Origin of the sequence: Mesorhizobium sp. B2-5-13 (assembly GCF_006440535.1) — a bacterium.
Lineage (GTDB): Bacteria > Pseudomonadota > Alphaproteobacteria > Rhizobiales > Rhizobiaceae > Mesorhizobium > Mesorhizobium salmacidum.
The window spans coordinates 148,894-169,800 of the sequence record NZ_VFUI01000008.1; the positions used below are offsets into that span (position 1 = coordinate 148,894).

Below are 20,907 nucleotides of genomic sequence, written 5' to 3' on the forward strand. Positions count from 1 at the left end.
TCGGCATTGGTTAGAGAAACAACCGCAACTGGGTGTGGATGATCGACCGGTAATCCTCGATCGTGCGCCGGCTTTCCGCTTCGCCTTGCGCAAGCGCCAGGCGCACGACGCCGCCGGCGAGCTGGAAGATCAGCAGGACCATGCGTTCGAACTGCTCGTGCTTCTCCGGCTCGAGCAAGGCGATGACATGGTCGCAGAACATCTTGGCCTGATGCCGGGTTTCGGCGATGTCGAGATTCTTGAGCGCCTTGTCGGCCTGGATGGCGTTCTGCAGATCCTGGATGGCCGGATCGCCGGCGACACGGCTGAGATAGTCGTCAAGCAGCCGGTCGGCCGCGACGATGACGTCCTTGGCTTCGCGGACATCGGCGATGATCGCCGCCAGGCGCGCCCGGCTGACCTCCGAAAACCGCTCATAAAGCATCGCCAGGATCGCCGACTTGTTGGGGAAGTAGTGATAGACGGTGGCGATCGGCCCGCCCGCCAGCATGCCGACCTCCTTCATGGTGACGGCATCGATGCCCTTCTCGCCGATCAGCCGCATGGTCGTCGACAGGATGGCGTCGATGCGCTCGCGGCTGCGCTCCTGCTTGGGCCTACGCCTTGGCTCGGTGGCCGTTCGACTTGCTTCCGTCATGCGCCGATCTTTCGCACGGGTTCCCAAATTCCGGTTGACAAGAAATATGATCAAGTATCAGGTTCTGAATGCTGACAGAGTGTCAGCTTTTCTGCCGCGCGGCAAGGACGTTGGGGAGGCGCCTTTGACTTCGACAAGTACCGGTCTTCAGGGCGATGGCGACTGGCTGGTTGGCAATCCGACCGGCGGGCAGCTTGCCTCGGCCTTGTGGATCGGGTCGGTCGGCCTGCTCATCCTAGGCCTGCAGCCCGTCCTGCTTGGTGCCCTCTACACCGAGGGCCATGTCAGCGGCGACGAACTGGCACTGGTCGCCACAGCCGAGATGATCGCCATCGCTATTGGCTCGGCGAGCGTCGCGATGCTGCTTTCCGCCCGCAATATGCGCTGGAAAGGCGCGGTCCTCCTGCTGCTGCTGGCGGTGGCGAATGTCTGGACGGCCTATGCCGTCGGGGCCAACACGCTGATGGCGGCGCGCGCGCTGGCCGGTCTTGCCGAAGGCGGCCTTGTCGCGGTCGCCACCGAACTGATCGCCCGTTCGCGGCGCGCCGAACGCATCGGCGGCTATTTCGTCACCATGCAGACGCTGGCGCAATGCGCTCTTGCCCTGCTGCTGGCGCTCTATGTCATCCCCGCCGCCGGATCGGCGGGGGGCTTCCTCGTTCTCGCGATCGTCTGCGTCCTGTCGCTCGTCGTCGCCTTTATTGTCCCCGCCGACTATGCCGACCTGCCGAAGGAAGAGAACCTCGCCAATGTGCTGACGGTTCCTTCGGTCACCGCGCTCTTGTCGGTCTTCTGCTACTTCATGTTCTTCGGCGCCGTCTGGGCCTTTCTAGAGCCGCTCGGCGCCCAATTCGGCATCGATGGCCGCACCATCGGCCTGATCGTCTCGGCCAGCCTCGCGGCGCAGGTTCTGGGCGCGATGACGGCGACCGTGTTCGAGGCGCGCATCGATTATCGCGTTGCCATCGTGGCGATCGGCATCGTCGCGCTCATCGCCTCGCTCGTGCTTGCCAGTGGACCTGGCCTCACGACATTCTGGGTCGCCGCCCTGGTAATGGGTTTTATCCTGCTCTTCATCGTGCCCTACCAGATCCGGCTGGCGATCACCGCCGACGAGGCACGCACCGCCGTGCTGCTGATACCGGCTGCCCAGCTTTTCGGCCTTGCGATCGGGCCGGTCGCGGCGTCGCTGCTCATCGACGGCAAGGATTTTCGCCCGGTTCCGGAATTCGCCGCCGCAAGCGCCGTCGCCAGCGTGGCGCTGCTCGGTCTGTTTGTCCTCGTGGCGCGGCGTCGCCGGATTGTTGCGTGAGCACCATGTCGAACAGCTGGAGCAACTGGTCGGGCTTTGTCACCGCCGAGCCGCGGCTGGTTGCCAGCCCCGCCGACCCCGGCGAACTCTGCGATCTCATTCGCACCGCACCCGGCCCGGTCCGCGTCGTCGGCGCCGGTCACTCCTTCACGCCGCTGGTGAAATCGCAAGGCACCATCCTGTCGCTGGAGAAGCTGGAAGGGCTGGTCTCGCATGATGCGAAAAAACATCAGGCGCGCGTGCGGGCAGGGACGCGGCTTGGTTCGCTCATGCACATCCTGCAAGGCATCGGCCAGGGCCTGCCCAACATGGGCGACATCGACCGCCAGGCCATAGGCGGCGCGCTGGGCACGGCTACCCATGGCTCGGGGCCGACGCTCGGTGCCTATCACACGCAGCTGGAAACGGTGCAGATCGTCGACGGGCTTGGCAAGGTCCGCGAATTCAAGCGGGAAGGGGATCAGGAGACGATCCATGCCATCGGCGTCGCCCTCGGTGCCTTCGGTGTGCTCAGCGAAGTGACGCTGAACAACATCGCGAGCTACCGGCTGCGCCGCCGCAAATGGGTGCTGCCGATCGTCGACATGCTGCGCGATTTCGAGACGATGATGGCCGCGCATCGTTCGGCTGAATTCTATTACATTCCCTTCTCCGGCTACGCCCAGTTCATCGCCAGCGACTTCAGCGCCGAAGCCACGACGGTGCGCCCGACCGACGATGATGAAGGCTCGTTGCGCACGCTGCGTCGCTTGCGCACCGGGCTTGCCTGGCTGCCGGCGCTGCGCCGCCGGCTGATCCTCGGCGCCGTCGCCAAGGTGCCGGCCGAGGATTATGTGCAGGACTGGTTCAACGTCTATGCCAGCGACCGGCAGACCAGGTTCAACGAAATGGAATATCACCTTCCCTTCGAGGAGGGGCCGAAGGCGCTGGCCGAGATCATCGAACTGACCGAGAAGCATTTTCCGGAAGTCTATTTTCCGATGGAGGTGCGGTCGGTGGCCTCAGACGAATTCTGGCTCTCGCCCTTTCACAAAAGGCTCACCTGTTCCATCGCCATCCATCATGACGCGGCGAACGATCCGCTGCCGTTCATGCGTGCGGCCGAGCCGATCTTCCGCAGACATGGCGGCAGGCCGCACTGGGGCAAGATGCACAGCCTGAAAGCGGCCGACCTGAAAAAGCTCTATCCGCGCTGGGACGATGCGATGGCGGTGCGCCGCGACATCGATCCGCAGAACCGTTTCGTCTCGCCCTACATGGCCGACCTGTTCGGCATCGAACCCAGTCCTTTTGGCATCTAGCGATGAAGGCTTATTTCGCCACGCTTTCGGATGCGCTGAAGCAGGCGGGCATCCTCCAACCCTGCCTGCTGCTCGACCTCGACCGGCTGGATGGCAACATCGCGCTGGTGAAGGGGAGGCTTGATGCCAGCCTTGCCGTACGACTGGTCGACAAGTCGCTCGCTTGCCTGCCGCTGCTCTCCCATGTCGGCAAGGCGCTTGGAACCCAACGCTTCATGACCTTCCATCCGCCGATCAGCGAGGCGGTGCTGAGCGCGTTTGCGGATGCGGATCTGCTGTACGGCAAACCGATGCCGGTCGGCGCGGCAAAGGCCGCGCTTTCCAGAGGCGATGCAGTCTGGTCGCGAGTATCTTGGCTGATCGACACACAGGAGAGATTGGCTGAGTATGGCGCGCTCGCTGACGAACTCGGCGTCGAGCTGCGCATTGTTTTCGAAATCGATGTCGGACTGCATCGCGGCGGCTTTGCCGAACCGGAGGCTCTGTCGCGGGCGCTGAAGGCGCTGCCGGCCCACAAAGGGCTGCGCTGCGAAGGCGTCATGGCCTATGAGGCGCATGCGCCGCACATACCCGCCCTGTTCGGCGGGCCGGCCAAGGCGTTGGCGCAAGCCTCGCAACGGGCCGCCGCTTTCATCGCGCGCCTCGGTATGGACCAGCGCCACATCTTGAACATCGGTGGCAGCAAGACCGCGCTGCTTCATCATGGCGGCGCTGCCAATGAAGTGTCGATCGGGTCGGCCTTCGTGCTGCCCGGCGATTTCGACACGCCAGGCCTCGATGGCTTCCGGCCGGCGGCCTTCATCGCGACGCCGATCCTGAAAGTGGTCGAGCCAATGCTGCCCGGCCCACCTGCGGTCTCGCGTCTGCTCCAGGCGCTCGGCCGGTTTCCGCGCAAGGGCTGCTATCTCTATGGCGGCAAATGGATGGCCGAACCGGTGTTTCCCGAAGGCCTGACGACGAACGGCCTGCTTGGCCTGTCCTCCAACCAGCAATTCATGGGCTTGCCCGCCGCGGCCGCCGTCAGGCCGGGCGACTACGCGTTCCTGCGACCGACGCAGAGCGAAGCCGTGCTGCAGCAGCTCGGGCCGATCGCGGTGCTTTCCGGTGGCAGGATCGTCGACCGCTGGCCGGTGCTGCCGATGATGTAAGTGTCCGGGCCATCTCCTGATAATTGACTTAGTCAAGTAAATGTTTGATCCTGTGCCAGCAGGAGATGACTCGATGACAATCCACCATCAACCCGACAAGGCTGCACCCAGCAAAAACCTGATCGATGCGGTGCGGGCCTTCAACCGCTTCTATACCCGTCAGATCGGACTGCTCGACGAAGGGCTGCTGAAGAGCGCCTTCTCGCTGACCGAGGCGCGCGTGCTCTACGAGTTGATGCATCGTGACGGACTGACCGCGACCGACCTCGGGCGCGATCTCGGCCTCGACGCCGGCTATGTCAGCCGTTTGCTGAAGAAGTTCGAGCGCCTTCATCTCATCTCCAGGGTCACCCTGGTTTCGGACGCGCGGCAATCGTCGATCGCGCTGACGCCGGCGGGCAGGAACGCGTTCGCACCGCTGAACAAGGATTCGCACGACCAGGTCGCGGCGCTGCTCGATCGGCTGCCCGCGTCGGAGCAGGACCGGCTGGTCAATTCCATGCGCACGGTGCAGCGTCTGCTGGATGACAGTGGCGAGCCGAAAATCCCTTATCTGCTGCGGCCGTTGCAGGTCGGAGACATTGGCTGGATCATCCGCCGGCAAGGGATGCTCTACGCGCAGGACTATGGCTGGGACGAAACCTATGAGGCGCTGGTCGCCGAAATCCTCGCAAATTTCGTAAAATCCTTCGATCCGAAATGGGAGCGAGGCTGGATCGCCGAGCGGGAAGGCGAGGTCGTCGGCTCGATCTTCGTCGTGCGCAAGTCGGACCAGGTGGCCAAGCTGCGGCTGCTCTATGTCGAACCTTCGGCGCGCGGCCTCGGCATCGGCAAGCGCTTGGTCGACGAGTGCATCGGCTTTGCCCGCGCCAGGGGATACAAGACGCTGACCCTATGGACCAATGACATTTTGACCGCGGCCCGGCACATCTACCAGGCGGCCGGTTTCAAGCTGATCGAGGAAGAGCCTCACCATTCCTTCGGCAAGGATCTGGTTGGACAGAACTGGGATCTGGAGCTGTAGCGGCGCGTCATGCCTTGACCGGCACCCAGATCTCCAGCCCGCCATTACCTGTGCGCGCATCGAATTCGGGCCCATAGCGCTCGAATTCCGGCGCGTCGGCGATTTCGTGGCCGGAGGCCGGCAGCCAGCTGTTCCAGATCGTGTTGATCGTACGCCGGATGGTCGAGATGTGCTCGCGATGCGTGAAAACGGCGTATTTCTGCGCCGGAACCCGCACCCGGTAGAATTCCTTCGGCAGATCCGCGAAGTCGCGCACTTCGACGCCGACGACATAGTCGAAATTGCCGGCATCGTCGCCATTGAGGCAGACACCATAGAAAACGCCGGCGACTTCGCCGGGTATGTTGCCGATGTAAGGGCTGAAACGCTGCCACTGCATCGGAATGCCGGCGCTCGATTCGCAGCTGTAGCGCTCGCCGAAGCCGGCGATGAGGAAGGGGCGGCTGGTCTCGAAGCGCGGTGGTTCGAGGCTGGCGAGCAGGGTGTGGTCCATCAGGATAGGCTCCACGAGATCAAGGGTCTTGGTCGAACCTTGCGCGCGCACCAGGTCCGGCGTGGTGCCGAACTGGTCGCGGAAGGCACGGGTGAAAGCCTCATGCGAGTTGTAGCCGGCGTCGAGCGCGACGCACAGGATGTCGGGCGCCCCGCCGGCGAGCCTGCGCGCCGCCTCGGTCAGCCGGCGCGAGCGCATGTAACCCATGACAGAGCGGCCAGTGGCGGCGCCGAAGGCGCGCGTCACATGAAAGCGCGACACCCCGCTGCTTTGGGCGATGTCGTCGAGCGTAACAGCTTCCGGCAGATGGCTTTCGACAAACCATAGCGCTTTCTCGGTCGGGTTCATGGGTTCCTCGCATGTGGCGTCCTCACTCTGGCGCCTCGTTGCCGCGCCAGTTTGATCGAAATTGCGCATGGCGCAAATGGGCGATCGGGCCGCGCGGTCTCGTCCGCGTGGCCTGTCGTCTATTGGTGGCTCGGATAGCCGGAAAATTGCCTTGAAGGCCGACTGGTTCAAAGAGCAGACTGGTTCAACGGTAGCGCGCCTGGTTCCATTTGTGGCCAAGCAGCGAAAGGATGATGATCAGCCCGTTGAAGAACTGGACGTAGAAGCCGCTGAGCCCAGCCGCCACGACGCCGGTTTGGATAAACGACACCGTGACGGCGCCGATCGCGCCGCCGGCCACGGTGCCGATGCCACCCCAGGTGGGCGTGCCGCCGACGAACACCGAGGCCAGCACCGGCAAGAGATAACCGTCGCCGGCGGTTGGCCACCAGGTGAAGTTGATCATTACGGAGAACGTGCCGGCGATCGCGGCCCCGATGCCGACGAAGACGAACACCTTCACCCGCACGCGCTTGACGTCGATGCCCATCTGCTGGGCACTGTCGGGATTGTCACCGACCACCTTCACCTGCGCGCCGAAGCGGTGGCGGTTGTAGAGCATCGCCGACAGCACGACGAAGGCGATGGCCCAGAAGATCTGCACCGGAATGCCCAGGACCTGGCTGGAGAAGATCCTGTAGGCCCAGCTGTCTGCAAGCCCGGTTAGCGCCAGCGACTTGCCCTCGTTGATGATCTGGATCAGGCCACGCAGCAGGAAATTCATGCCGAGCGTAGCGATGAGCGACGACAGCCCGCCATAGACGACCAGCGACCCGACGAGGAAGCCGAGCAGCATGCCGGTGACGATCGCCGCAATGATGCCGAGGAACGGATCGTAGCCGGCCTGGACGACCAGCGCGAAGACCCACGACGCAAAACCCATCGTCGCGGGAAACGACAGGTCGATCTCCCCGCAGGTGACGACAAAGACCAGCGGTACCACCACGAAAAGCGCCACCGGCAGCGTCGTCAGTACGGAGCTGTAGAGATACCAGGTGGTGAAGACGGTCGGGTTGGCGATCATGAACACCGCCATCATGACGATGAACACGCCGAGCGTGCCAAGCGATGCACGGTTGTCAAGGATGAAGCCGCGCATCCAGTGATCGGACGGGTGCTTCCACTCGTTCTGGGAACTGCCTTGGCGGGAAATGCCGGCCGCCGGCTCGTGCAGATCGGGCTCCATGGTCTTGCTCATCGTGCTCTCTGCTCCGCGTCGCCGGTGTCGTGCAGTCCGGCCAACCCGCCCGGATGCGCGACGTCTTCCATGAAATTGATGAGGTCTTCGGCCGATTTGATCTCGCTCCGGTCGGCGGTGAGCGCGACCTTGCCGCGGTCCAGCACCACGAAGCGATCGGCGATGTCGAAGACATGATGGATGTTGTGGCCGATGAACAGGATCGAGCGGCCGCTCGCCCGCACCTGGCGCACGAAATGGAAGACCTTGGCAGTCTCGGTCAGAGACAGCGCCGTGGTCGGCTCGTCGAGGACGATCAGTTCAGCCTGCTTGTAGATGGCGCGCGCGATGGCCACGCCCTGGCGCTCGCCGCCCGATAGCTGGCCGACGATCGAGTGCGGCGTGAATACTTTCGAGGTGAAGCCGATCTCGCGCATCAGCCGACTCGCCTCCTCGATTTCCTTGCTGACCTTCAGCCAGCCAAGAAAACCGGTGAGTTCGCGGCCCATGAAGATGTTGCGCACGATCGTCTGCTGCACCGCCAGCGCCCGGTCCTGGAACACCGTTTCGATGCCGGCCTCGCGCGAACGTGCCGCACTCCATCCGGTCACCGGCTTGCCGCGGATGAGGATCTCTCCGCTGGTCGGCTGGACCACGCCGGAGAGGATCTTGATCAGCGTCGACTTGCCGGCGCCGTTGTCGCCGATGAGGCCGACCACCTCGCCGCGGTCGACGCTGAGATTGACCCCGCCCAATGCATAGACGTGGCCGTAGGACTTAGCGATGTCGCGCAGTTCTATGAGACGTTCGGCCATCGGATCCTCGCTTGATTGTCTCGCACCAGCTTTCTCGCCAGCGGTCCCGCCGGCCGGGGCCTGATCCCGGCCGACGGCTTGGGAGGTCAGCGCAGCGCCTGCTTGGCGAGTTCTGCGACGATCTCGTAATTTTCGGGCGTGACGAAACCGGCGCCGGTGTCGACATTCATCGGCGCCAGACCCAGCACCACCTGCTGGCACAGGCTGAGGATCGGCAGATAGCCCTGCAGGAATGGCTGTTGGTCGGCCGTCAGCTGCACCCAGCCGCCCTTGAAGCCCTCGACGATCTGCGGGCTGGTGTCGAAACCGAAGTTGAAGATATCGCCGGGCTTGCGCCCCGCCGCCTGCATGTAGGTGGGGACATTGCCGAGCATCTGTCCGCCGGGGTAACCAACCATCTTCACATCCGGGTTGTTCAACAGAGCCGCGGTGATCACCGGTATCGCGAGATTGGGATCCGCCGCCCATTCGGTCGCCGAACTGATCTGAACCACGTCGATGCCGGCCTCCTTCAGTGCCGCGACCGTGCCGCGCTCGCGCGCGCCGCGGCTCTCATTGTCGAACGGCCCGATCATGATCGCCTTGTCGCCGGCCTTCAGCTTGGCCAGCTTGAGCGCTTCGGCGCCGAGTGCGCGGCCCTGCTGTTCCTGCTGCGCGCCGACATAGCCGCCACCGAACGCCGCCGTCACCTTCGGCACCGGGACGTTCTGGTACATCATCTTGATGCCCTCCTTATGCGCCTCTTCGGCGAGCGGCATGATCGCGGCGTCGCCCGGATGGCCCATCATGGCGATGCCCTGGGGCTTGACCGCGACCGCTTCGCGCAACTGCTGCACCATCTTCTCCGCGTCCCACTGGGAGAAGATGTAGTCGACCTTGGGCCCGAGATCGGCCGCCGCCTGCTTGGCGCCATTGTAGACGATGGTGCCGAAGGCGTCGCCTTCGGCACCGCCGACGAAGAAGCGGATGTGGACGTCCTTGCACCATTGGGCGTCGAGCGCCTGCGCCGGCAAGGTGGAGATTGCGGCGGTAAGCGCCGTGGCGGCCGCCACCACGGTCGTCCGCAGAAGTGTCGTTCTGATCGCGATGCTCATGCACGTTCCTCCCATTGTTTCCCTCGTCAGCCGAGGAGCCTTTGAACGATTGCTTTGGCAGTACCACTTGCGGCCGGCTCCTCCCGCCGACCGGTCCTCACGCCGGATTTGGCAGGTAGCTCGCACCTCCCCGGCATAGCTTGAGATACTCCAGCGCGCGTGCCTGCCCCGTGATCTCGAGGTCGCCGCGATAGACCGGGTCGTGCCAGCCTTCGATGTCGATCGCACCCTTGTATCCGGCCAGCCGCAATTCGCTGATCACCCGCGTCCAGTCACTGTCGCCGAAGCCTGGCGTGCGCATCTGTACGAACGGCAGACGGCCAAACACGCCGTGCTCGCGAATGACGTCCCAGCGCACGGTCGCGTCCTTGCCATGGACGTGGAAGATGCGTGGCGCCCATTTGCGGATCTGCGGCATCGGATCGATCAGATAAACGAGCTGGTGGCAAGGCTCCCATTCGAGGCCGAGATTGTCGTCAGGCAACTCGTTGAACATCAGCTCCCAGGCGTCCGGATTGTGGGCGATGTTCCAGTCACCAGCAGCCCAGTTGCCGTCCATCGCACAGTTCTCGAAGGCGATGCGAACGCCCTTGTCGGCGGCGCGCCTGGCCAGCGGCCCCCACACCTCGCGAAAGCGCGGCAGGCTGTCTGTCAGCGGCTTGCCGCGGAGCCGGCCGGTAAAGCCGCAGACCATCGAGGCGCCGAACAAATGCGCATTGTCGATGACCGTCTCCCAGGCCTGGAGCACGCCACGGTCGACATCGCCGCCCTCCAGCGGATTGCCGAACACGCCGAGCGACGACACCGTGACATCGGCATCGCCGATCGCCTCGCGGATCTGGCCCGCCAGCCGGGGCAGGTCCTTGCCGCCCAGTGTCTGCCAGAAGAAGGGCTGGATGCTCTCGAAGCCGAGCGGCAGGATTGCCTTGATATAGGCGGCCGGGTCGTCGAGGTTGGCCCGCACCATGGTGCCGATCCTGATGTCGAGGAGCGGGTTTGGCATCATTGTGCTTCCTTTGCGATCATCACGCGGCGTCCGGTTTCGGCGCTCTCGATGGCGCCAAAGACCATGGCCAGACTCTTGATATTGTCGGCGCCGCGCGTTTCCGGCTCGGTGCCGGTCTCGATGGCGCGCATGAAATCCCTGATGATACCGAGATGGCCATCGACGCGGTCGGCGGGATCGAGCGCGGGCACCTCGATTGGCTGAATTTTGTCGAACATGCCGTCGCGGCCCGGCACTACCATTTCCGCCTTCAACCCTTCATGGCCGTCCCAGATCAGGCTGCCGCGCTCGGCGACGATGCGCCAGCTGCCCTCCCAACTGGTGCGGAAGCCGGCCGCGCACCAACTGCCCGCATAGGTGAAGACCTTGCCGCCGCCGAGATCGAAGACCGCGCTGGCCGACGAGCCCTGTCGGTACCAGGAATTGGCCGGTTCCCATTCCTGGCAATGGACGCCGGCCGGCTCGCCATTGACCATGTAACGGGCGGCGTCGAATGTGTGGATCGCCATGTCGAGCAGCAGCACATGGGCCATCTCCTCGCGAAAACCGCCGAAATGTGGTGCGACGAAAAAGTCGGCGTGTATGCTGGTCGGCTTGCCGATGGCGCCGGAGTCCAGAAATCTCCGGATGCGCCTGACATCGGCGACATAGCGGCGGTTTTGGACGACGGCATGGATGCGCCCGGCCTGGCGGGCGGCCTCGACGATGGCGCGGGCATTCTCCGGGCTATCGGCGAGCGGCTTTTCCGTCAGCAGATGGCAATGATGGGCAAAGGCGGAAAACGCAACGTCGCGCCGGGCGGCGGGAACCACCACATCGAAGACCGCTTGCGGTCGGGTCTGGTCGAGCACGGCGTCGAGACTGGTGCCGATGACGGCACCACCAAGGTCGTATTCGCGAGCCCTGGCCTTTGCTCTGTCGGCATCGAGATCGACAAGGCCGACAATGGCGAGCCCGTCGATTTGCCGCGCGGCATCGAGCCAGGCCTTGCTCATCGCTCCGCAGCCGACCAGAACGGCGTCGATCATCCAGCGCTCCTCCTCTCGGCCCCTCCAGGCCGATCGTCCCGGCGTTCACGGCGTGACCGTAAACGTTTTTCCGTAAACGTTTACGAGAACACACCCGAAGGCGTAGAATGTCAATCGGCCCGCCCATGAAAATCGTCGTTGCGCCTTGGCCCGGGCGGCCACCGGTGCTAGCCAAGCAAGGGGGAGAACAGTCACTTGGCGTCCAGCATTCACGACCTTGCCCGTCACCTGAACATTTCGATCGGCACGGTGTCGCGCGCCCTCAACGGCCGCGCCGACGTCAATGCCGACACACGCCAGCGCGTTCTCGAGGCGGCCAGGGCTCTCAACTATTCGCCGAACCAGTCCGGTCGCAGTCTCAGGCAAGGCGCTACCCATTCGATCGCCTTCATGCTGCAGCCGCATCCGGGCGACCAGGAATACGGCGAGCCTTTCTTCATTCCGTTCCTGACTGGATTGCAGGGCCGGCTCGCCGAAAGCGGGCTGGATCTCATCGTGGTGATGGGCGCGCCGGGCGACTATCAGCAGGAGCGCCTGCGGCGTGTCGTCGAGACGCGCCGTGCCGACGCGGTTGTGCTGGCCTGGACGCGGCGCGAGGATGAGCGCATCGACTATCTGACCCAGGCCGGCTTCCCCTTCGCCACGCTCGGCCGCAGCCGCTCCGGCGACAAGGCCTACCCCTCGCTCGATCTCGATTTCGAAAAAGCAGGCGCCGACGCGGTCGATCGGCTGGTGGCACGCGGCCATCGCCGAATCGCCGCCATCCGCCCATCGCTCGATCTGAATTTCGGCTATCTGTTCCTCGACGGCTACCGCAAGGCCTTGCGCCGGCATGGCATCGCCGTCGATCCCGGCCTGATTGCCGACGGCTTCATCAATGAGGCCGGTGGCTACGAAGTGACACCGCACGTGATGCGCCGCAAGGACCCGCCGACCGCCATTATCTTCAACAATGACGCAATGGCGCTTGGCGGCTGCAAGGCGCTGGCCGAGATGGGCATCAAGCCCGGTCACGACATGGCGGTGACCGTGATCGTCGATACGCCGCTCTGCCGCTACTTCTCGCCGGCGCTGACTGCTTTCCGCCCGGCGCTGCAGCCGATGGGACGGCGGCTCGCCGAAATGCTGCTGGCGTCGCTGCCGGCTTTTGCGGGGGCCGCCGGGCCAGAGACCATCAGGGAGGTCTGGCCGCTGGAACTGATCGCCCGCGACAGCGATTGACCATTTGTTTGTTCTGTTATAACAGAACAAACGATCGCCTTGCCTCGCCGCCGCGCGCGGCCATCGCGATCTGACACCTTGAATAGTAAGCACGCTTATTATATATACCGCTCATGGTTTCAGATGGCATCGACAGATTGGGATTTTTGATCCACGACGTGCAGCGCCTGATGCGCAAGCGCTTTGAGGCGCGCGCCAGCGGGCTCGGCCTGTCTTCGGCGCAATGGCGGCTTCTGGTCCGCGTTGCCAAGGAGGCGGGCGTTGCACAGGCGCGGCTCGCCGAACTGCTCGAAATCGAGCCGATCAGCGTCTCACGCCTGGTCGACCGGATGGAGGAGGGCGGCTGGATCGAACGCCGCTCCGACGCGGCGGACCGGCGCGTGCGCATGATATTCCCAACCGAGAAGGCGAACGCGGCCTATGCGGACGTCAAGAGCCTTGCTGGCGAAGTCTATGAGGAATCGCTCAGCGGCGTTTCGCCGGAAGACCGGCGCGTCCTGATCCGGGCGCTGGATGTAATCGTACAAAATCTGACGGACAGCGAAGCTTCGTCGCTTGAAAAGATCAAGAGTGCGGAAGGTGCGACAGCATGAACGCGGTAGCTAAAGTAGAAGAAAACGCTCCCAAGGTGGAGATGGAAGCGCCGGCCCAGCCGGCTGCCCCTGTCGCGGTCGCTCCTCTCGTGCAGCCGGCGCCGGCGCCGAGGAAGAAGCGCCGCATCGGTCGCTTCTTCTTGATGTTCGCCTTGCCGGCGGCATTGATCGTCGGCGGCGGCTATGTCTGGGTGACGGGCGGGCGTTACCAGGAAACGGAAAACGCCAATCTGCAGCAGGCCAAGGTGTCGATCGCCTCCGACACGGCTGGTCGTATCGTCCAGGTCGCCATATCGGACAATCAGACGGTGAAGCAGGGCGATCTCCTGTTCGCCATCGATCCAGAGCCCTACCGCATCGCGCTTGCCCAGGCCGATGCCGCTGTGGCTGCCGCGCGCCTCAATGTCGAGCAGTTGCGCGCCGCCTACGGCCAGGCGATGGCGCAGGAGAAATCCGCCAGTAGCGAAGTTGCCTATGCGCAGTCGCAATATGACCGCGCCGCCGATCTTGCCCAGAAAGGGATCAATGCCAAGTCTTCGCTGGATGAAGCCAGGAATGATCTCGACAAGGCCAAGCAGCAGCTCGCCGTTGCCGAACAGGGCATCGTCAGCGCCAAGGCGGCGCTTGGCGGCAATCCCGATATCGAGACAGACAAGCATCCGACCGTGATGTCGGCACTCGCCGCGCGCGACAAGGCTGCCTATGACCTGGCGCAGACCACGGTGAAGGCGCCCGCGGATGGTCTTGTCTATCAAGCCGCGTCCTTCAAGGTCGGCCAGTATGTCGGCTCCGGCACACCGTTGTTTGCGCTGGTCGAGACCGGCGATACCTGGATCGACGCCAATTTCAAGGAAACCCAACTGACCAACATGAAGCCGGGTCAGAAGGCGGAGATCGTGGTCGATACCTATCCGGGCAGGACCTTCGAGGCGACCGTCAAGGCTATCGGTGCCGGCACCGGCGCGGACTTCTCGCTGCTGCCGGCCCAGAACGCCACGGGCAACTGGGTCAAGGTCACCCAGCGTATTCCTGTACGCCTGGAACTGACCGATCCCGATGCCAAGATGGCGCTGCGTACCGGCATGAGCGCCTCCGTCACCGTCGACACCGGCGTGGCACGTGGCTGGCCGTCGATCTTCGGCCACGCCACGGCCGGCGAGCCCGCGCAGTAAGTCAGCGGAAGCCCGCGGGGATCAGGGTGGGGAAGCGAGTTGCAGGATTGGACTGATGGGGGGGTGGGAAGGATCAGCGTTTGGGCAGAGCCGCGTCGCGGTCAGGCCGAAGCTGAAATCTTCGACACGGACCCCGTCGGTCCTCAGGTTTCCGGGCGGCATGCATCCGCTCATCAGAGACTTTCAGTCGATGTAACCCCCACATCGATAATCGCGTCCCACCGCGATGAAGGCCTCTCAACGGCAGGCTTTGCCGCCCGGAAACCCGTTGTACATGTTTCAGTACCTTCTGGAAGTTCTATGCCATGAGCACGTCCGAACCATTCAAAGAAGTGCCGCATCGTGGCTTGATCACCGTCGCGCTCATGCTGGCGACGATCATGCAGGCGCTCGACACCACGATCGCCAACGTCGCGCTGCCGACCATGACCGGCGACCTCGGCGCCTCGCCCGACAACATCAACTGGGTGCTGACCTCCTACATCGTCGCCGCCGCCATCATGACGCCTGTCACCGGCTGGCTCGCCGACCGTTTCGGCCGCAAGGAACTGTTCCTGACGGCGGTGGTCGGCTTCACCATCTTCTCGATGTTGTGCGGCCTGGCGTGGAGCCTGGAAACGATCGTGCTTTTCCGGCTGATGCAAGGTGTGTTTGGCGCCGCGATCGTGCCGCTGTCGCAGACTTTCCTGCTCGACATCAATCCCAAGGAGCGCCATGGCCAGGCGATGGCCATATGGGGCGCCGGCATCATGCTGGGACCGATCCTCGGCCCCACGCTTGGCGGTTGGCTGACCGAGAATTTCAACTGGCGCTGGGTGTTCTTCATCAACCTGCCGGTCGGCATCCTCGCCTTCCTGGGCATGGCCGCCTATCTGCCGGCGGTTGCCCGGCGGGTGCGCAGCTTCGATTTCTTCGGCTTTGCCATGATTTCGCTCGGCGTTGGCGCCCTGCAGCTGATGCTTGATCGCGGTGGCGAGGTCGACTGGTTTTCCTCGGTCGAGATCTGGATCGAGCTTGGCCTTTCGATTACCGGCTTCTGGGTGTTCATCATTCACACCGTGACGTCGGAACATCCCTTCATCGATCCGAAGATTTTCCTCGATCGCAACTTCGTCACCGGGCTGGCGTTCATCTTCGTCATGGGCGTGCTGATCCTGGCCTCGATGTCGCTGCTGCCGCCGATGCTGTCGACCATCTTCGGCTATCCGACCGTCACCATCGGCATCGTCATCGGGCCGCGCGGCGTCGGCACCATGATTTCCATGCTCGTCGTCGGGCGCATCATGGGCAAGATCGATGCCAGGATTCTCGTCGTCATCGGTTTCCTCCTGACCGCGCATTCGCTCTACACCATGGCCAGCTTCTCGCCGCAGATGGATAACTGGCTGATCATCAGCTCCGGCGTGATCCAGGGCCTGGGCATGGGAATGGTGTTCGTGCCGCTGTCGACGGTTGCCTTCGCCACGCTCGACGCCCGTTACCGCACCGATGCAACCTCGTTGTTCAGCCTGGTGCGCAACCTTGGCTCGTCGATCGGCGTATCGGTCGTGACGGTGCTGCTGGTGCGCAACACGCAGGTCAATCATGCCGAGCTCTCAGCCTTCATCAACCCGTTCAATCCCAATCTCTGGGCGGTCTCGCCGGCGGCCGCCGGCGGCGATCCGACGGCGCTGTCGCAGGTCGACCGCATGGTCAATCTCCAGGCGATGATGATCTCCTACGTCAACGACTTCAAAATCCTGATGGTGATGACGCTGGTCGCCATTCCGTTCGTCTTCCTGCTGCGCAAGCCGAAGACGGCGCCGGCTGGCGGCGGCGCGCCTGCCGCCCATATGGACTAGGCCGACGGCAGGCACATCGCCTGCCTTCGATATGGACTACACTGCCACATCGGTTGGTCCTAGCCGGTTGCCGGGCAAGCCGCCATCGTTTCGCAAGTTGACGGACGAGTGCAAAGACGATGCAGAACCCGACATTTCCGGTATTCGATCTCGGGCAATTCGAGAAAGCGAGCCCTGAGGAGAAGGCCGCGCGCGGCGCCGAGGTCGATCGCATCTGCCGCGATACGGGCTTCCTGGCGGTCAAGAACCACGGCATTTCGCAGGCGGTGATCGACGCCGCCTGGTCGAAAGCCCGCGCCTTCTTCGACCTGCCGCCGGAACAGAAGCAGCGCTCCAAGGCGCCCTATAAGGGCTATCCCTACGGCTATCTCGGCCCCGAACTCGAAGCGCTGGCCAAGTCCCGTAACGTCGACACGCCGCCGGACCTCAAGGAGAGCTTCAACGGCGGACCGCTCAGTGTGCCACCGGGCATGTCTGATCCCGAGGCACTCGCCTTCTGCTATGCCGAGACGATCTGGCCTGAAGCACCGGACGGTTTCATCCATGCCTGGAAAGCCTATTACGCCGCACTGGAGGATTTGGCGCTGCGAATCATGCGCGTCTTCGCCACCGCGCTCGGCTTGCCCGAGACTTATTTCGACACTTATCTCGATGCGCCGATCAGCGCGCTGAGGGCGCTTAATTATCCCGAACAGCATGTCGCGCCGAAGCCCGGCCAGATCCGAGCCGGCGCCCACACGGACTATGGCAGCCTGACCATTCTGCTGCCGCAGGCCGGGTCGCGCGGCCTTCAGATCGTCACGCCGGACGGAGAATGGACGGAGGTGCCGCCGATCGCGGGAGCCTTCGTCATCAACATCGGCGACCTGATGGCGCGCTGGACCAATGACCGCTGGGTGTCCACCGTGCATCGTGTCGTCAATCCAGCCGCGGGCGGCCGGGACAGGCGCCAGTCCATGGCCTTCTTCCACCAGCCGAACTGGGATGCCGAGATCAAGGTGCTGGATGCCTGCCTTGCAGACGGCGAGCCGCCGAAATACGGCCCGGTGCGCTCCGGTCCCTACCTGATGGCGAAATTCAAGGCGACGACGAAATAGGCTGGAGCCCTTATTTCCCGAGCACCAGCGACCAGTATCGCAGGTTGGGGTCGCGGCCGTCACGGACATAGGCAAGCCCGAAGCGGCTGAAGTCCGGATCGAGCATGTTGCGCCGGTGTCCCTGCGAATGCATCCAGATATCGAACAGCTTCTGTTGGTCGAAGCGGCCGGCCGCGATGTTCTCGGCCGCCGCACCGTGTACACCATTGTCCCTCATGCGCGAGGCGAAATCCTTGCCCCAGCCGGTCGTGTGGCTCATGTTTTCACGCCGCGCCATATAGCCGGCCTGCTGCAGTGCTGCTTGCTCCAGCTGTGTATCGGGGACCAGCGGTCCGAGCCCAGCCGTGACACGCAGGCTGGCCAGCGTGCCGGTTGCCGAGGAGGAAACCCCGGCGCCTTGCCCGGTCGGCAGCGAGACGGTGCTGCAGGCGGCAAGCCCGAGCAATGCCGCTAGGCCGGCCGCCTTGAGCCAGGTGCGCCTGTTCAAGTCCGCGGTCCGGTCGCAATCGATTCTCGAAATGGTCATGCAGGCCTGACTCGATCGCGATCATGGCTTTTGCCGGGCAGGGCGGTGAAATTTCGAATTGAAGCGGCAGTTAGCGGCTATCTCACAAGCGTGATGCGGCGGCTGGCGTACATCTCGCGATTTCCGAATACGGCCGTGCAGTCGGTCTTGATGGATGAGTTGCCTGTCATCTGCACGGTCAAGCCAACAAGCCTCAGGCAATCGCCCTGACCGCTCATATCCGAGTTGCCGGCGAACGAAACGGCCGCGTCAGGCGCATAGACGAATCCGCTGATCACGGAATTTGCACCGCCATTCAGGGTCAATGCTGAAATGTTCCCACGGCTCTGGAAGATGGTGATGCCGGCGTAAGGCCCGCTGGTTGGCGGAGAAAGGTTCACCGTTTCATTGGCATTTATGATGATCTGTGCTCCCTCCACGAGGAATATGGTCACGCCCTGGCCGCTCAGGCTGCCGTTCCCGCCCGGCTTCAGGGTGACGCCGCGCAAGATGTAGACGCCCGGGCTGAGCGTGATGTTTCCCGACAATGTCTTGTCGCAATAGGTGCCGGGCGACAGCGTGTAGGTTTTGCCGTTCGGGACCGGCATGCAGAATGTATAGGGGGGAGGCACGATATCGGCCAGGGGATCGAAGGACGCATATTGATGTTCGAGCGGCGCGCCGCAGGTGAGATTGGCACTGGGCGGTGAAAGCCCGGAAGTGCCGCCGACGGTCGAGACGCAGCCCGCCGAAACCTGCGCGGAACCGCCTCTGCTGACGGCATCGGACGCGTCCGAGTTTGCCGCGATCACGCAGTTGCTCATGGCGACATCGGTCGAGCCTTGCAGGCTTACCGCGGACGACGCATGCGGATCGAGCGCCAGCACGCAGGCCTGCGCGCCCGGGTGCATCTTGACCGTCGCCGATCTGTGAGCCGGCCAGGGGGCAGCGCCATTGATGAAGCTCGGACGGTTTATGCCTGACGAAAGCGAGATGTAATAGGCGCTCGGGTCGCCGCTGGCGGTGGCCGAAAAGGCGGTAATGCTGTCTGAATATTCCTGCTGGTCGGCGACGTTCATATTGGCAGCAAAGAATGTCAGCCCAAGCCCCTGGACATCGCTCGCGCTCATGCTGGGCAGGTACTTTGTGCCGACGGCAAGCCCAGCCGCGTCCAGCGAGTTCTGCAATTGCGCCGCGTCGTCGCTCGTGCCCGTCAGATCGAGGGTGCCAGCGACAACAGCCATTATCGGCAGCATCGCGATGGCAGTCGCCATGGCAAAATTTCCGCGCTCCGAAGACCAGAAGCCCTTCAATGTGAACATCGTCCCTCGCCAAGGTTTGTAAAGCTCAGGTGATACGCCCGGGGTCTCTACGAGTAATTTAAGCAATAACTAAAATGCATAGATTCTAAAATGAAGTCAGTGGTTCTCCAAACGAAGGACGCGGCGACAATTCCGGGAAGATCGGATATGATGCCAGCGTTGTTGAAGTGGCAGCTACGGGCGGCCACCCTAGGCGGTGACCGCCCCCCGAGAAAAACGGAGGTAGGTTATGGCCGGCTTTCATGTCATGGCGGACGCGCGCGGAATGCATGTGCAACCCGCGGTCCGCCGCATTTCCACGACAGACCTCTGGGACGCGCTCAGGCTTGGCGCCGAGGACTTCTGGGCCAAGCCCTCGCATTACGTGTTCCTGTGCCTGATCTATCCGATCGTCGGCCTGGTCCTGACGCAGTGGACGTCCGGCTCCAATGCCATCCAGCTCGTCTACCCCTTGATGTCGGGCTTTGCCCTGGTCGGCCCGTTCGCCGCACTCGGACTCTATGAGATCAGCCGCCGGCGCGAGCTCGGCATGAACACCAACTGGCGGCACGCACTCGATGTCCGCCGCTCATCGGCGCTACCCTCGATAGCGGTCATCGGCATCATGCTGGTCGCCCTGTTCCTGTTGTGGCTGTTCACGGCGCAGTCGATTTACACCAGCCTTTTTGGCGGCGAGCCGCCCGCTTCGGTCGGGGCCTTCCTGCGCGATGTGCTGACGACCAGCAAGGGCTGGACGCTGATCCTTCTCGGCAACGTGGCCGGCTTGGTCTTCGCGGTGGTTGTGCTGGCGACCACGGTCGTTGCCTTCCCGCTTTTGCTTGATCGCGATGTCGGCGCCGTTTCGGCAATAGAGACCTCGGCGCGCGCGGTCATGACAAATCCGCTGCAGATGGCGCTCTGGGGTCTGATCGTCGCGGTGCTGCTGGTGATCGGCTCTATCCCGCTGTTTGCCGGACTGGCCATCGTCATGCCGATCCTCGGTCACGCGACCTGGCACCTCTACCGAAAGGTGGTCGAACCGGCCCATATCCGGCCCCCGCGCCGTCCGATGTGAGCACTCAGCGCTGCGCGTCGGTCGCCATCTTCAGCGCGAGTGCCGTCAGCACGGTTCCCATCATCCAGCGCTGGATCACCAGCCACAGCGCGCGTCCGGCGAGGAAGGTGGCGATCGAGCCGGCCGTCAGCGCGATGACGGCATTGACGCTGAGGCTGATCGATATCTGCGTCACGCCCAGCACCAGAAGCTGTGACAGGACATGGCCCTTGCCGGGGCTGATGAATTGCGGCAGCAGCGACAGGTAGAGAACGGCCACCTTGGGATTGAGCAGATTGGTCATCAATCCCATGGCGAACAGCTTGCGCGGCCGGTCCTTCGGAAGGTCGCGCACCTGGAACGGCGAGCGTCCGCCGGGTTTCACCGCCTGCCAGGCCAACCACAGGAGATAAAGCACGCCGGCAAAGCGCAATACGTCATAGGCATAGGGCACGGCGAGCAGCAGCGCCGTGATGCCGAACGCGGCCGACAGCACGTAGAACAAGAAGCCGACCGCAACGCCGCCAAGCGAGATCAGTCCGGCCTTCGGCCCTTGCGAGAGCGAGCGGGAGATCAGGTAGATCATGTTCGGGCCTGGCGTCAGCACCATGCCGAGGCAGACCAGCGCGAAGGCGAGGTGGTTGGCGGTATCGGGCATTGTTCGTTCCCCAGCATGCCGCGGTGGATTCGCGATCTCGCGA

20 protein-coding genes are annotated in these 20,907 nt (G+C 63.6%); 10 read left to right on the forward strand and 10 right to left on the reverse strand.

Annotated elements, in window-relative coordinates:
* Window positions 1-10: 10 nt before the first annotated feature.
* Complete coding sequence (locus tag FJ434_RS15975; protein WP_140714164.1) at window positions 11-637, reverse strand: TetR family transcriptional regulator; 627 nt, start codon at window positions 635-637, stop codon at window positions 11-13.
* Window positions 638-761: 124 nt separating this feature from the next.
* Here FJ434_RS15975 and FJ434_RS15980 point away from each other — a divergent pair, with 124 nt between their 5' ends.
* From FJ434_RS15980 to FJ434_RS15995, 4 genes are all read left to right on the forward strand, one after another.
* Entirely contained in the window at window positions 762-1,949 is a 1,188-nt protein-coding gene (locus tag FJ434_RS15980) for an MFS transporter (protein ID WP_140749187.1), read from the forward strand.
* A 5-nt stretch (window positions 1,950-1,954) separates the two neighbouring features.
* A complete protein-coding gene (locus tag FJ434_RS15985; protein ID WP_140749417.1) occupies window positions 1,955-3,250 on the forward strand; it encodes a D-arabinono-1,4-lactone oxidase in 1,296 nt (431 codons plus the stop codon).
* 2 nt (window positions 3,251-3,252) lie between these two features.
* Window positions 3,253-4,398 (forward strand): alanine racemase, encoded by a 1,146-nt coding sequence (locus tag FJ434_RS15990; RefSeq protein ID WP_140749184.1) that lies wholly within the window; start codon window positions 3,253-3,255, stop codon window positions 4,396-4,398.
* A gap of 73 nt (window positions 4,399-4,471) precedes the next feature.
* Window positions 4,472-5,422 (forward strand): helix-turn-helix domain-containing GNAT family N-acetyltransferase, encoded by a 951-nt coding sequence (locus FJ434_RS15995; RefSeq protein WP_140749181.1) that lies wholly within the window; start codon window positions 4,472-4,474, stop codon window positions 5,420-5,422.
* 7 nt (window positions 5,423-5,429) lie between these two features.
* Here the strand turns inward: FJ434_RS15995 and FJ434_RS16000 are convergent, their stop codons facing one another.
* The 6 genes from FJ434_RS16000 to FJ434_RS16025 all read right to left on the reverse strand — a co-directional run bounded on the left by FJ434_RS16000 (window position 5,430) and on the right by FJ434_RS16025 (window position 11,422).
* Window positions 5,430-6,263: an AraC family transcriptional regulator gene (locus FJ434_RS16000; RefSeq protein WP_140749178.1), complete on the reverse strand. Its 834-nt coding sequence runs from the start codon at window positions 6,261-6,263 to the stop codon at window positions 5,430-5,432.
* Window positions 6,264-6,447: 184 nt separating this feature from the next.
* On the reverse strand, window positions 6,448-7,500 hold the full coding sequence (locus FJ434_RS16005; protein ID WP_140749175.1) for an ABC transporter permease: 1,053 nt from the start codon (window positions 7,498-7,500) through the stop codon (window positions 6,448-6,450).
* Window positions 7,497-8,294 carry an ATP-binding cassette domain-containing protein gene (locus FJ434_RS16010; protein WP_140749172.1) on the reverse strand — a complete coding sequence of 266 codons (798 nt, stop codon included), beginning with the start codon at window positions 8,292-8,294 and terminating at the stop codon, window positions 7,497-7,499. The genes FJ434_RS16005 and FJ434_RS16010 overlap by 4 nt, the downstream gene beginning before the upstream one ends.
* 86 nt (window positions 8,295-8,380) lie before the next feature.
* Entirely contained in the window at window positions 8,381-9,388 is a 1,008-nt protein-coding gene (locus FJ434_RS16015; RefSeq protein ID WP_140749169.1) for a substrate-binding domain-containing protein, read from the reverse strand.
* A gap of 97 nt (window positions 9,389-9,485) precedes the next feature.
* A complete protein-coding gene (locus FJ434_RS16020) occupies window positions 9,486-10,394 on the reverse strand; it encodes a sugar phosphate isomerase/epimerase (RefSeq protein ID WP_032935164.1) in 909 nt (302 codons plus the stop codon).
* A complete protein-coding gene (locus tag FJ434_RS16025) occupies window positions 10,391-11,422 on the reverse strand; it encodes a Gfo/Idh/MocA family oxidoreductase (protein ID WP_140749166.1) in 1,032 nt (343 codons plus the stop codon). The genes FJ434_RS16020 and FJ434_RS16025 overlap by 4 nt, the downstream gene beginning before the upstream one ends.
* A 195-nt stretch (window positions 11,423-11,617) precedes the next feature.
* Between FJ434_RS16025 and FJ434_RS16030 the strand changes: the two genes are divergently transcribed.
* The 5 genes from FJ434_RS16030 to FJ434_RS16050 all read left to right on the forward strand — a co-directional run bounded on the left by FJ434_RS16030 (window position 11,618) and on the right by FJ434_RS16050 (window position 17,346).
* Window positions 11,618-12,643: a LacI family DNA-binding transcriptional regulator gene (locus FJ434_RS16030; RefSeq protein ID WP_140714180.1), complete on the forward strand. Its 1,026-nt coding sequence runs from the start codon at window positions 11,618-11,620 to the stop codon at window positions 12,641-12,643.
* A 113-nt stretch (window positions 12,644-12,756) separates the two neighbouring features.
* Window positions 12,757-13,236: a MarR family transcriptional regulator gene (locus FJ434_RS16035; protein ID WP_140507352.1), complete on the forward strand. Its 480-nt coding sequence runs from the start codon at window positions 12,757-12,759 to the stop codon at window positions 13,234-13,236.
* The gene (locus FJ434_RS16040) at window positions 13,233-14,408 is read left to right on the forward strand and encodes an HlyD family secretion protein (RefSeq protein WP_140749163.1); all 1,176 of its coding nucleotides are present in this window, start codon (window positions 13,233-13,235) and stop codon (window positions 14,406-14,408) included. The genes FJ434_RS16035 and FJ434_RS16040 overlap by 4 nt, the downstream gene beginning before the upstream one ends.
* Window positions 14,409-14,713: 305 nt before the next feature.
* Window positions 14,714-16,249: a DHA2 family efflux MFS transporter permease subunit gene (locus FJ434_RS16045; protein WP_027143226.1), complete on the forward strand. Its 1,536-nt coding sequence runs from the start codon at window positions 14,714-14,716 to the stop codon at window positions 16,247-16,249.
* Between the two features lie 119 nt (window positions 16,250-16,368).
* Window positions 16,369-17,346 carry a 2OG-Fe(II) oxygenase family protein gene (locus tag FJ434_RS16050; RefSeq protein WP_140749160.1) on the forward strand — a complete coding sequence of 326 codons (978 nt, stop codon included), beginning with the start codon at window positions 16,369-16,371 and terminating at the stop codon, window positions 17,344-17,346.
* 10 nt (window positions 17,347-17,356) lie between these two features.
* Here the strand turns inward: FJ434_RS16050 and FJ434_RS16055 are convergent, their stop codons facing one another.
* Both FJ434_RS16055 and FJ434_RS16060 read right to left on the reverse strand, forming a co-directional pair.
* Entirely contained in the window at window positions 17,357-17,872 is a 516-nt protein-coding gene (locus FJ434_RS16055; RefSeq protein ID WP_140507346.1) for a CAP domain-containing protein, read from the reverse strand.
* Window positions 17,873-17,949: 77 nt separating this feature from the next.
* A complete protein-coding gene (locus tag FJ434_RS16060) occupies window positions 17,950-19,173 on the reverse strand; it encodes a TadE/TadG family type IV pilus assembly protein (protein WP_140507344.1) in 1,224 nt (407 codons plus the stop codon).
* 229 nt (window positions 19,174-19,402) lie between these two features.
* On the opposite strand from FJ434_RS16060, the gene FJ434_RS16065 reads away from it, so the two are divergent.
* The gene (locus FJ434_RS16065) at window positions 19,403-20,227 is read left to right on the forward strand and encodes a DUF2189 domain-containing protein (RefSeq protein ID WP_140749157.1); all 825 of its coding nucleotides are present in this window, start codon (window positions 19,403-19,405) and stop codon (window positions 20,225-20,227) included.
* A 4-nt stretch (window positions 20,228-20,231) separates the two neighbouring features.
* Here the strand turns inward: FJ434_RS16065 and FJ434_RS16070 are convergent, their stop codons facing one another.
* A complete protein-coding gene (locus FJ434_RS16070) occupies window positions 20,232-20,864 on the reverse strand; it encodes a LysE family translocator (RefSeq protein ID WP_140749154.1) in 633 nt (210 codons plus the stop codon).
* Between the last annotated feature and the right edge of the window lie 43 nt (window positions 20,865-20,907).